The sequence below is a fragment of the Yoonia litorea genome, from assembly GCF_900114675.1.
GTDB lineage: Bacteria > Pseudomonadota > Alphaproteobacteria > Rhodobacterales > Rhodobacteraceae > Yoonia > Yoonia litorea.
In genome coordinates this window covers 1,422,304-1,434,068 of sequence record NZ_FOZM01000001.1, presented here as the reverse complement: position 1 = coordinate 1,434,068, position 11,765 = coordinate 1,422,304, and the positions used below count along the sequence as shown (strand labels likewise).

Annotated in this window: 11 protein-coding genes; 6 read left to right on the top strand and 5 right to left on the bottom strand. The window is 58.4% G+C overall.

From position 1 onward, the window contains the following. Positions 1–6 precede the first annotated feature (6 nt). Genes prfB through BM316_RS07400 form a run of 4 tightly spaced genes read left to right on the top strand, consistent with a single transcriptional unit; the run spans position 7 to position 3,693 of the window. Positions 7–1,131, top strand: a complete 1,125-nt coding sequence (prfB, locus tag BM316_RS07415; protein ID WP_090205907.1) for a peptide chain release factor 2 — start codon at positions 7–9, stop codon at positions 1,129–1,131. Continuing rightward, the gene (locus BM316_RS07410; RefSeq protein ID WP_131802547.1) at positions 1,121–1,513 is read left to right on the top strand and encodes a hypothetical protein; all 393 of its coding nucleotides are present in this window, start codon (positions 1,121–1,123) and stop codon (positions 1,511–1,513) included. Before prfB ends, BM316_RS07410 begins: the two co-directional genes overlap by 11 nt. Before the next feature lie 55 nt (positions 1,514–1,568). Further along, entirely contained in the window at positions 1,569–2,954 is a 1,386-nt protein-coding gene (locus tag BM316_RS07405) for an amidase (RefSeq protein WP_090205900.1), read from the top strand. Continuing rightward, a complete protein-coding gene (locus tag BM316_RS07400) occupies positions 2,947–3,693 on the top strand; it encodes a DUF2189 domain-containing protein (protein ID WP_090205897.1) in 747 nt (248 codons plus the stop codon). The genes BM316_RS07405 and BM316_RS07400 overlap by 8 nt, the downstream gene beginning before the upstream one ends. 58 nt (positions 3,694–3,751) lie before the next feature. Here the strand turns inward: BM316_RS07400 and BM316_RS07395 are convergent, their stop codons facing one another. The 4 genes from BM316_RS07395 to bcp form a co-directional block, all read right to left on the bottom strand. Then, the gene (locus tag BM316_RS07395) at positions 3,752–4,243 is read right to left on the bottom strand and encodes a bactofilin family protein (RefSeq protein ID WP_090205894.1); all 492 of its coding nucleotides are present in this window, start codon (positions 4,241–4,243) and stop codon (positions 3,752–3,754) included. After that, the gene (locus BM316_RS07390) at positions 4,233–5,540 is read right to left on the bottom strand and encodes a M23 family metallopeptidase (RefSeq protein ID WP_242649789.1); all 1,308 of its coding nucleotides are present in this window, start codon (positions 5,538–5,540) and stop codon (positions 4,233–4,235) included. The genes BM316_RS07395 and BM316_RS07390 overlap by 11 nt, the downstream gene beginning before the upstream one ends. 159 nt (positions 5,541–5,699) lie before the next feature. Continuing rightward, positions 5,700–6,506, bottom strand: a complete 807-nt coding sequence (locus BM316_RS07385) for a ferritin-like domain-containing protein (protein ID WP_090207709.1) — start codon at positions 6,504–6,506, stop codon at positions 5,700–5,702. An 11-nt stretch (positions 6,507–6,517) separates the two neighbouring features. Next, positions 6,518–6,985: a thioredoxin-dependent thiol peroxidase gene (gene bcp / locus BM316_RS07380; protein WP_090205889.1), complete on the bottom strand. Its 468-nt coding sequence runs from the start codon at positions 6,983–6,985 to the stop codon at positions 6,518–6,520. A gap of 87 nt (positions 6,986–7,072) precedes the next feature. On the opposite strand from bcp, the gene BM316_RS07375 reads away from it, so the two are divergent. Together BM316_RS07375 and queA are read left to right on the top strand one after the other, a co-directional pair. Then, positions 7,073–10,360: a YhdP family protein gene (locus BM316_RS07375; RefSeq protein WP_090205886.1), complete on the top strand. Its 3,288-nt coding sequence runs from the start codon at positions 7,073–7,075 to the stop codon at positions 10,358–10,360. Then, positions 10,357–11,424: a tRNA preQ1(34) S-adenosylmethionine ribosyltransferase-isomerase QueA gene (queA, locus tag BM316_RS07370; RefSeq protein ID WP_090205883.1), complete on the top strand. Its 1,068-nt coding sequence runs from the start codon at positions 10,357–10,359 to the stop codon at positions 11,422–11,424. The genes BM316_RS07375 and queA overlap by 4 nt, the downstream gene beginning before the upstream one ends. Here queA and BM316_RS07365 read toward each other — a convergent pair. After that, the gene (locus BM316_RS07365; protein WP_131802546.1) at positions 11,400–11,765 is read right to left on the bottom strand and encodes a hypothetical protein; all 366 of its coding nucleotides are present in this window, start codon (positions 11,763–11,765) and stop codon (positions 11,400–11,402) included. The genes queA and BM316_RS07365 overlap by 25 nt on opposite strands.

Sequence of the window (11,765 nt, the reverse complement as noted above, 5' to 3'; positions counted from 1 at the left end):
TGGCTGATGCGCGCGGAAACCGAAAATACAGTCGAGGCGATTGAAAAGTCGCTTTCGCTTCTTGCGCAGCGGATGGATTACGACACCGCGCCGCACAGGCTTGAGGAATTCAACGCGCGTGTCGAGGACCCTACATTGTGGGATGATCCGGAGGCCGCGCAAAAGCTGATGCGCGAGCGGCAGCTTCTTGTCGATGCCATGCAAAGCTACGAGAGCATCAAGCAAGAGCTGTCTGACAATGTTGAACTGATCGAGCTTGGCGAGATGGAAGACGACACTGACGTCGTCGCAGAAGCCGAAGCAGCTTTGATAGCCCTGAGAGCTAAGGCCGCCGAGAAAGAGCTGGAGGCCCTGCTTGACGGCGAGGCGGACGGCAACGACACCTTCCTTGAAATCAACGCCGGTGCTGGTGGCACCGAAAGTTGCGACTGGGCCAACATGCTGGCGCGGATGTATGTGCGTTGGGCCGAGAAAAAGGGCTACAAGGTCGAGCTGCAATCAGAGCAGCCAGGTGACGAAGCTGGTATCAAATCTGCTGCCTACAAGATCAGCGGGCATAACGCTTACGGATGGCTCAAGTCTGAAAGCGGTGTCCACCGTCTTGTGCGCATTTCGCCGTTCGACAGTGCAGCCAAGCGCCACACGTCCTTCACATCTGTGAAGGTCTATCCGGTCGTGGACGACAATATCGAGATTGAGGTCAATCCTGCAGATATCCGGATTGATACCTATCGCTCTTCGGGGGCGGGCGGACAGCACGTCAACACCACCGATTCTGCTGTGCGGATCACGCATAATCCCACAGGGATTGTGGTCACCAGCTCTGAGAAGTCGCAGCATCAGAACCGTGACATCGCCTTGAAGGCGCTGAAATCGCGGCTTTACCAGATCGAGCTTGATAAGCGCTCTGCGCTTGTAAACGAAGCCCATGAGAATGCTGGCGATGCTGGCTGGGGTAATCAGATCAGGTCATATGTGCTGCAACCCTACCAAATGGTGAAGGACTTGCGGACGAACTATGAGACATCCGATACAAAGGGTGTACTCGACGGTGATCTTGATGCCTTCATGGCGGCAACGCTTGCCTTGGACGTTTCTGGCAAGAGCCGCGCCGAGGCGAATGCGGAGTAAGCTCCTCAGGGCGTTTGCCGATTTCAAATACAAGCGTGCTTTGGCCCGTGTCGCGTTACCCGACACGAGCCCAATGCCTGATCTGAAAGCTGTTCTGCCGGCTGATTGGGCGGAACTTCCGCCACAAACCCGGCGCGCGTTCACCTATGATTTCCGTCGAGAGATGGGTCCCGCCCATCCCTTGTCGCGTCTCAAGACAAGCGGCGTTGTCGTCGCTACCGCAAAGGCAAGCGATGATGTGCTGCTATGGGACAGCGCGCAAAAGGACATCTTCTATCTGGTGCATCTGACATGGTCGGGCAAACCCGACTACCGCGGCGAGATTTATCCGCTTTGGTCAGAAGTGGTGTTCGACGCCATCGCCCAAAGGCTTGCTGACTAAGGCGATAGGCAAAGCCTTTGTTGCAAAACGAGGCATTGGGCGGTTGGATGCCAGTATGGATGACTTTCTTGATCTTGATGCCCACGCACTCATTACAAAACTGGCGGCTGGCGAAATCAGTTGCGGTGAGCTTATGGAGGCGACGCTTCGCCGGATTGCGCAGGTGAACCCTCAGAAGAATGCCATCGTGTCCCTGCGCGATGAAGCGGAACTGATGGAGGAAGCGCGCAAAGCCGATACCAGCCCGCGACGCGGGCGGCTGCATGGATTGCCTATCGCGGTGAAGGATCTGGCAAATGTCGGTGGATTGCCAACCTCGATGGGCTCATCCGTCTTTGCAGGTAAACCGGCGCCGAAAAGCGACATTATGGTGCAGCGAATGCAGGATGCGGGTGCGATCGTCATCGGCAAAACCAATACCCCGGAATTCGGGCTTGGCAGCCATACCTTCAATCCCGTTTTTGGCGCGACGGAAAACGCCCTGGTCGAGGGCTGTTCGGCGGGGGGATCGTCAGGAGGTGCGGCGGTCGCGCTTGCTACCGGGATGGTCGCGCTGGCGGATGGGTCCGACATGATGGGCAGCTTGCGCAACCCTGCAGGATGGAATGGTGTATACGGTTTGCGCCCGACGTGGGGGCTGGTCCCTTCAGAGCCTGTGGGCGATCTTTTCCTGCACCAGCTTTCGACCAACGGACCGATGGGGCGTTGCCCGCAGGATGTGGCACTGCTGCTGGATGTGCAGGCGGGGTCTGATCCACGTCAGCCTCTTGGTCTTTCTCATCAGCCGATGGAGGAGAGAATTTCGTCTGGCGTCAGCGGGAAGACGCTTGCCTGGCTTGGCGATTGGGGTGGTGCGTTGCCGATGGAAGCAGGGGTCATTGAAGCCGCTGAATCGGGACTTGCACGTTTCCGCGATTTGGGGTGCATTGTGTCCGATGTCGCGCCACCCTTCCCGGTGGAGTCCCTGTGGGAGGCATGGACAACGTTACGGTCTTGGGCTGTCGCGGCATCTTTATCCCCGCTTTACCACACACCTTCACATCGCGATCAGCTCAAACCCGAAGCGATCTGGGAGATCGAACGCGGGTTGGCCCTGACCGGTGCGCAGATCCAACGGGCGAGTGCGATCCGGTCAGACTGGTTCCGCGCTGCGGCGGCGTTATTCGATCAGTTTGACGCCTTCATCCTGCCAACTGCTCAGTGTTTCCCATTTCCTGTCGCGTGGGATTGGCCCCGTGAAATCGGAGGGGTCAGCATGGACAGCTACCATCGCTGGATGGAAGTTGTCGTGCCGGTCAGTCTGATCGGCCTTCCGTGCCTGGGGGTGCCGCTGGCATCTTCACGACCAATGGGCTTGCAATTGGCCGGACGACGCGGTGATGATCTGACCGTGTTGCAATTGGGCCAGGCTTGGCACAGCGGGGAGAACAAGGATGGCTGAACAGGTATCAATCAACACCGTCCAATTTGCCGATATCCGCAGCGCGCTGAAGGCGGGAATGCGGGACTTCTTCGCCGCACCGCAGTTCGGTCTATTCTTCAGCGCGGTCTATGTGGTCGGCGGGTTTGTGATGCTCTGGGTCGGGGCAGGGCATGTGACATGGACGCTTGCGACATCTTTAGGCTTTCCGCTGATTGCACCATTCGCGGCCGCTGGCCTTTACGAGGTCAGCAGACGACTTGAAAAAGGACAAGACCTCAGTTGGCCCGGCGTTCTGGGAATCGTCTGGCAGGAACGCACGCGACAACTGCCTTGGCTGGGCGCGATTATCGTCATCTACTTTCTGTTCTGGACCTTTCTGGCGCACATGATCTTTGCGCTGTTTATGGGCCTCTCCACCATGACCAACGTCAGTCAGAGCTTTGAGGCCTTTCTGACACCGAATGGTTTGACCATGATTGCTGTGGAGCTTGCGGTGGGTGCGGTGCTGGCCTTCCTGCTCTTCGCGCTGACAGTCGTGAGCCTGCCTTTGGTTCTGGACCGTGAGGTTGATTTTGTCACTGCCATGCTGGTGAGCCTGAAATGCGTCAAAGAGAATCTTGTTGTGATGTGGCTCTGGGCTGCCATCATTGCGATCCTGTCGTTGGCCGCATTGCTGCCGTGGTTTTTGGGGCTGATGTTCGTCTTGCCGGTGTTGGGTCACGCCACATGGCACATCTACCGCAAGGCATTGTCCTGAACGAAAAAGGGCGCCCGAGAGGACGCCCAGTTCAATACTGTTTCCGATGAGATGGCGATCAGGATTTTGCGTCACCCGCCGCAGCAGTCGGCATCTTCTTGGAGCCGTTGGACAGCGGGTCGTCCTGACGTTGCACGGAGCCTTCAAAGTGTGCTCCGCTTTCGATTGCGATGGTCTTGTGAATGATGTCACCTTCAACGCGCGCAGTTGAGGTCAGACGCACTTTCAGACCGCGGACACGGCCAATGATGCGGCCATTGACGACCACATCGTCAGCTACGACTTCACCCTTGATGGTCGCGCCTTCACCAACCGTCAAAAGATGTGCGCGGATATCGCCCTCAACCTGACCTTCGACCTGAATGTCACCGGTCGTCTTGAGGTTGCCAGTGATCAAGAGATCAGACGACAATGTCGAGGCTGCTGGCTTGGGCTTCGGGGCAGATGCCTTGAAATCAGACCCAGCAGGCTTTGCCGCATCGGTTGATTTGTCCGCTTCGGATTCGGTGGCTTTTGGCCCTGGTTCGTTGATTTTGGATTTAGAAAACATCTTGTCCAGCTCTTATGTAATTCATGGGGTTGACGGGGTCACCGCTTTCACGGACCTCGTAGTGAAGGTGGGGTCCGGTCGAACGTCCAGAATTCCCCATAGCACCAATGCGATCGCCACGCGAGACCCTTTGGCCGACGCGCACGTCCATCGAATTGAGGTGCGCGTACCGGGTCTCGATACCAAAGTCGTGCTGAATCTTGATCAGCCGCCCATATCCAGAGGACCAGCCTGCATGACTGACCACGCCATCGGCAGTGGCATAGATCGGCGTTCCGATTGGCCCCGCGAAATCTGTTCCCGCGTGAAGCCTGCCCCATCTGGGACCAAAGCCGGAGGTGAACCGGAAGTTTGACCGCACCGGCATCGAGAAGGGCACTTTTTCGGCAGCAATCCGGTAAAGATTGATGCGGTCCATGGCCGTCAGGATCGCATTCGCGCGCAATGCATCAGGATCGGGCTCTTCCCCGCGGGTGGAGAACTGAATCGGTGTCAGCGGTCCACCTGTGCCCGAATAGCCCTGCCGCACCTGATCAATCAATCTGTCAGGGTTCATGCCAGCCGCACGGAACATCCGGTCAAGTGGCTCCACTGAGACAAGCATGGCTTCTTCGAGCTGCCGGAAAATCTGGTCGTTGCGTTCCTGTTGCAGGCGCAACTCAAGTTCAAGTTCCTCAGCCTGCGTAATTGCGAATGCGGCGTCTTCGGCGATCTGGTCACGCTGGGCCGCTGTTTCTGCCAAGGCGGTGGACAAGAGATCGACCGTGCCAGTTGCGTCGCTAGAGACAACCGTCTGCCCGGTGTCGCCACCTTCAGCCTCGAGGTTTGCCAGACGCTCAAGCGCATCTTCGCGCGCGCGCATCGTATCGCGCAAAGTCGCCTGCACGGTCTCAAGCCCGCGTTCCAGTTCGCGCCGCTTTTCCTCAACCAGCAAAAGCTGGGACTGCATGATCGAGATTTGCTCAAGTGCAGCACTGAAACGTTCGTGTGCGGCGATTGCTTCGAGCGCACGAGCGTCGCGCTCTGCCGATAGGTCGTTCAGACGTTGCTCGTAGGCAAGTTGATCGCGTTGCGCTTGTGCCCTGAAGTTCCCAGCCCCGATGCTGTCCATCAAAAGGATGGCCGTGGCGATGATGGTCCAGCCGACGACCAGCACTGATCCGGTCCATGCGACAAGCTGCGTTTCGGGTTTGAGACGGATAAACCGTGTTTCTTCCTCAGATCGCAGGAAGAGGCGGCGCTCAGGAAAGGCGCGCTCCAGCATCGCATGCAGTTTCGCTGTCAGTCGTGATCTCAAGCTTTGGAATTCCCCATCCCGTTTCCATTTCATGCGCTCTCGCGCATGGCCCCCGCAACGGTTTACGCAGACGGGCGTTTGGCTGCAACCTATTTGCTATGTGACGGCGCGAAAACCCTGTATTTACTGGACATGAGCAAGGTTCTGCCGACCGGTGTGTCAGCCTGAGCGCGCGTGTTCTGTTCCAGCAAGCGGCCAGTAGAAATCAGGCGGAATCCCTGCTTCTGCGCGTTTTTCCTCGTTGAAGGGTGGCTTGAGGTTGCCATGGAAATACTTGCGCACCAGTCCGTGAAAAACCTCTGTGGGATCAAGGTCATGGCGTCCGCAGAGGAAATGGAACCACTTTGATCCGTAAGCGACGTGGTGCACTTCTTCGGCATAGATCGTTTCAAGGGCGGCCACCGCATCCGGCAGCTTGGCCTGTTTGAAAATCTTGATCATGCCAGGGGTAACATCCAGACCGCGCGCCTCGAGAACCATGGGCACAACGGCAAGACGGCCCATCAGGTCATCGCAGGTGTCTTCTGCTGCACGCCACATCCCCGCATGCGCTGGCAAGGCGCCGTAGTGACTGCCCAGTCGTTCAAGGCAGTCGCACATCAGGTTGAAATGCTTGGATTCTTCATCGGCGGCTTTCACCCAATCATCGAAGAAACCGATCGGAAGGCGGGTGCCGCTGAACCGTGCAATAATATCCCAATGCAAATCGACCGCATTCAGCTCGATATGCGCAACTGCATGGAGCAAGGCGATCCGACCCGCCTCTGACCCCGGTTTGCGGTGCGGCACGTCGCGGGGGTCGCGTAGCTCGGGTTTTTCCGGGCGTGCCGGACGCAAAGGCGGATTTGCAGTGCCAACCTCAATAGGCGTCCCTGCGGCGCGGGACGCCCGCCATTGGGCTGCGAAATTCCTTGAAAGAGCGGTCTTTTGACGACCGTCAGCGGTCGTCAGAACCGCGACGGCCATTTCTGCGAGCGTCACGCGTCTTTGACCGCTGCGAGAACAGCATCGACATGGCCCGGCACTTTTACCTTGCGCCAGATCTGGGCGATTTTGCCGTCGGCCCCGATCAGAAAGGTTGCGCGTTCGATCCCCATGTATTTCTTGCCATACATGTTCTTCTCGACCCAGACGCCGTAGCGTTCGCAGACGTCGCCTTCTTCATCGGAAAGAAGCGCAATCTTGAGGTCGTGCTTGGCCACGAATTTATCGTGCTTTGTCACGCTGTCTTTCGAGACACCGAGGATCACCGCGCCGGCAGCATCAAAGGCATCAACCATATCGGTGAAACCAATCGCCTCTTTCGTGCAGCCGGGCGTGTCGTCTTTGGGGTAGAAATAAAGCACGACCTTCTTGCCGGAAAAATCCGATAGGCTGACCATTTCGCCGCCATCGCGTGGCAGGTTGAAATCAGGTGCGTTGTCTCCGACGGCGGGCTGTGACATTGGGTTTCGTCTCCGGGTTGTTTTGTAGGTTTCGTTTTAGTGCGTGGCAGGCGAAGATAAAGAGTGATTGGCGACGATCAATAAAAGATGGCAGACGAAACAGACGACGAACCCCGGAAACCTGCACCCAAGCGCAAAGTGATGCCTGCCTGGGTCTTCTGGCTGCGTGCCGTTTTCGTTGTCTCGCTTTTGCCGCTGGCGTTTCTTGCCGCTGCCGCTGTGATGGTGATCGACCGCGAGATTACCGCACCAAGCTGGATCGCAGAGCGGGTGGAGGAGCGGGTCGAAGAGATCCTGCCAGGCGCAGCACTCGATTTTGGCAGGATCACGGTGCGCATCGGGCGCGATCTGCATCCGACAGTCAGGTTGGTCGATACGAAGCTGGTAGACGCCGATGGCCTTACCTTGACCCGGGTCCCTGTGGTTGAAGGCCTTATTTCGCCGCGTGGATTGATCCTGCAACGCCAGCTTTTGCCGCAAGAGGTCAGGCTGCTTGGTGCGCAGGTGAACCTCAGGCGCGCGCGGGACGGGCGGGTGTCGTTTGCCTTCGAGACCGGCGCATCAGATGTGGCTGAGGGGCGTAACCTGCCTGAGTTGCTCGAACAGTTTGACGCCGTTTTTGAGATACCGGCCCTTGCCGCGCTGGAGCGTGTCACCACCGAAGGCGTGATCATCAATTTCGACGATGCGCGCGCCGGACGGAGCTGGATCATTGATGGTGGTCGTCTTTCACTTGACCTCAGGGATGGGCAAACGCGGTTGCGGGGCGACTTTGCTTTGCTTGCAGGACGCCCTGACGTGACCACGGTGAGCTTGTCCTATACCAGCACGCGAGGCAGTGCTGCTGCACAGATCGGCCTCAACCTCGACAATGCGGTGGCAAGCGATCTGGCCACGCAGTCGCCCGCTTTGACATGGCTTGAGGGTATTGACGCGCCCATCAGTGCCGATATGCGCACTGTGCTGGATGAAGATGGTGCGTTGGGACCATTGAACGCGCGGTTGGAGATCGGGGCAGGGGCGTTTCAGCCGAACCCCGGCACACCGCCTGTCAGGTTTGAGAACGCGCAGGCCTATTTCAGCTTCGACCCGGTGCGTGATCTGATCAGCTTTAGCGAAATGAATGTCACGTCAGACTGGGGGCGCTTGCGCGGCGACGGGACTGCCTATCTGCGAGCCTTTGAGGATGGTTTGCCGGACGCTATCCTTGCGCAGTTGCGGTTGACGGACGTGGTGATCAATCCGCCAGGTTTTTATGAGACGGCGCCGGCGTTGCCTGCGCTTGCCGTCGATTTCCGCGCGAGGTTCAATCCTTTTGTTCTGGATATCGGGCAGATCACGGCGCGCGATGCTGACAGCAGGTTGGTCGCTGACGGCCGGATCGCGGCAACTGACGCTGGCTGGGACATCGCACTTGACGCCGAGATGGATGAGGTCACGCCTGAACGCATGGTTGCCTTCTGGCCGCCTGCAATGAAGCCGCGGTCGCGTGACTGGTTTGCCAAGAATGTCAGTGGCGGCATCTTCGAGGATATCGTTTTCGGTTTCAGACGGGCCCCAGAGCGTGAGACCCAATTCGCTGTCGGGTTTGCCTTTGAGGATACGGCGATCAAGTTTCTGCGCCATATCCCTCCGATCAGAGGTGCTGACGGTGTCGCCAGTATCGAAGACAGCAGATTTGTGATCAGTCTTGAGGATGGCCGCGTTCTTGCCCCGCAGGGCGGACCACTTTCGTTGGCCGGATCGCATATGATTATCGAAGATATGCGGTTGAACCCGTCGCCAGCGACGCTTGATCTGACGATTGACAGTTCGCTCACCGCGGCGCTCTCGATCCTCAATCAAAAGCCCTTTGAATACATGGACAAGGCCAATCTGCCGGTCACAGTGGCGCAGGGACGCGCACTGACAGAAGGGCAGATCAGGTGGCCGCTGATGCCACGCCCCGACCCTGCAGATATCACGGTTGCGATGACGTCTGAGCTGACATCTGTCCGCAGTGAGCGGTTGCTGCCCGGTCGCACATTCGTGGCGCCGCGCCTGCAGGTGACGGCAAGCAGGCAAGGCGTGAACATCGCCGGCCCGGTGCAGGTTGGAGATGTCAGCGCAATCGGTGCATGGGACCAGCGCTTTGGCGATCCTGATTTGCCTGGTAGCCGGGTGCTGGCCAATGTCGCCTTGTCACAGGACTTTCTCGATGAATTCGGAATCGCACTTCCGCCGGGGACAATAGCCGGGCGGGGTCGCGGTGAGCTTGCGGTTCAGTTCGGGCAGGGCACGCCATCGTTTTCGCTGACGTCTGATTTGGCGGGTCTCACAGTCGGAATACCGGCGGTGGGGTGGTCGAAAGGGCCGCAGACCACGGGCAATCTTGTTATCGAAGGGCGCTTGGGGCCGGTTCCTGAAGTCACCAGACTTGAGATTGGCGGGGGTGGCTTGCAGGCATCCGGCGCGATTGCCCTGGATCCGCAAGGGCAGCTTGATGTGGCGCGGTTCGACAGGGTGCGTGTCGGCAATTGGCTGGATGCGCCGATTACCTTGCAAGGGCGCGGGGCTGGCCAGCCAGTCGGTGTGAATATTCTTGGCGGTGCGATTGATCTGCGCGCGGCCCGCTTTGGCGCAGGCGGCGGTGACAGCGGCCCTATCAATATCCGTCTTGACCGTCTCCAGGTGACCGAAGGTATCGCGCTGCGCAATTTTGCCGGTGCCTTCCGCAGCGAAGGCGGCTTTCGTGGAGACTTCACCGCTGAGGTCAATGGTGCAGCACAAGTTGCAGGGGCCGTCGCACCACGGGACGGGCGATCTGCCGTCAGGGTGCGGAGTGCAGATGCCGGTGATCTTTTGCGGGCCACTGGCCTCGCCGATACCGTCGTCGGCGGGGCGTTCGATCTGACGCTTCTGCCAAGCGCAGGCGCAGGCGAATTCGATGGGTTCGTTACCGTCGATGATATTCGTGTCAGGGATGCGCCGACGATCGCGGCACTGCTTGATGCGATCAGTGTCGTGGGGCTGCTGCAACAACTTGACGGTCAAGGTCTTGCCTTTGACAGCGTCGAGGCCAGATTTCGGCTCACACCGACGGAGGTTATCATTGCGGAGGCCAGCGCGGTGGGGCCGGGTCTTGGCATTTCGCTTGATGGCATCTACACGCTCGCCAGTAAGCGGATTGATCTGCAAGGCGTGGTCTCGCCGTTCTATCTGGTGAACGGCCTTGGCGCATTTCTGACACGGCGAGGGGAAGGTTTGATCGGATTTAATTATACCATTGGCGGCACGGCTGACGCGCCTGTGGTTGGCGTCAATCCCTTGTCAGCGCTGACGCCAGGGATGTTTCGCGAAATCTTCCGCAGGCCAGCACCGGAACTGTCCCAATGAAACTGAGTGATTTCGACTTTGATCTGCCTGAACGGTTGATTGCGACCCGTCCCGCGCGTCCGCGTTCATCCGCACGTCTTTTGCTCGCGCAGGGCGGTATGATCGAGGACAGGATCGTCAATCAACTGCCCGATATTTTGCGCCCCGGTGATCGTTTGATCCTGAACGACACAAAGGTGATCCCTGCGCGGTTGAGCGGGCTCCGTCACAGGTCTGGAGAGGCGGGGGATACAGCGGCGCGGATCGAGGTGACATTGCTGGAGCCGCAGTCGGACGGCGCATGGACCGCGCTCATCAAGCCGCTAAAAAAGGTGCGTGACGGAGAGGTGATTGTCTTTTCCGATGACCTCTCTGCCTCGGTTGAGGGACGCCGCGACGGGCAGGGCGTTCTGCGCTTCAATCTGACGGGCGATGACTTTGACGCGGCACTTGCTGCTGCGGGGTCGATGCCGTTGCCGCCCTATATCGAGGCAAAGCGGAAGGCTGATGAGGCTGACAAGCAGGATTATCAAACCTACTGGGCGAAACGCGCGGGTGCTGTTGCAGCACCGACGGCCTCCTTGCATTTTGATGGACCTTTGCTTGACGCATTGGAACAGCGCGGCGTTGCGTTCACCCACGTGACGCTCCACGTGGGGGCAGGGACATTCCTGCCGGTCAAGGTCGATGACATCAGCGAACACAAGATGCATGCCGAATGGGGTGAGGTGACAAGCCAAGCGGCAGAGGAAATGAACGCGACGCGTGCCGCAGGGGGGCGCATCATCCCGGTTGGCACAACAGCGATGCGCTTGATCGAAAGTGCGGCGAAAGATGGCAAGATGCAGCCATGGGTTGGACCGACAGATATCTTCATCACGCCGGGCTTTGAGTTTCAAATGTCGGACGGGCTCATGACGAACTTCCATTTGCCCAAATCGACATTGATGATGCTGGTCTCTGCGCTGATGGGCGTGAATACGATCCGCGCGATTTATGCCCATGCTATTGCCGACGAATACCGGTTCTTCTCATACGGGGACTCATCGCTTTTGTTGCCTCAGCCGGCTGATAAAAGCCTGTAGCAGATCTCGTCCGTGACAAAGGCGCTTGCAACCAAACCGCCCCAGAATGCGAAGAAAGCAACGACGGCTTTTGTTGCGCGGTGTGTCTGGGCGAGGTAGAGGCCTGTGCCAAGCGGCGGAAGCAGGATCGTGCAAAGCTGCGATGCTCTGGAATGTTTTGCCCCTCTTTCCATGGCATCTGCGCTTTCCCAGTAAAGGCAGAGCGTGATCACGCCAATCATCTGCATGACATCGTTCCATGTCCATGCTGGCGGCTGCCCGTCCCAAACGTTCCAGTCAATCGCAACGCCAAGCGCGAAAAAAGCTGCGAGGCCGATATAGATTTTGTGCGTCTTGGTCAT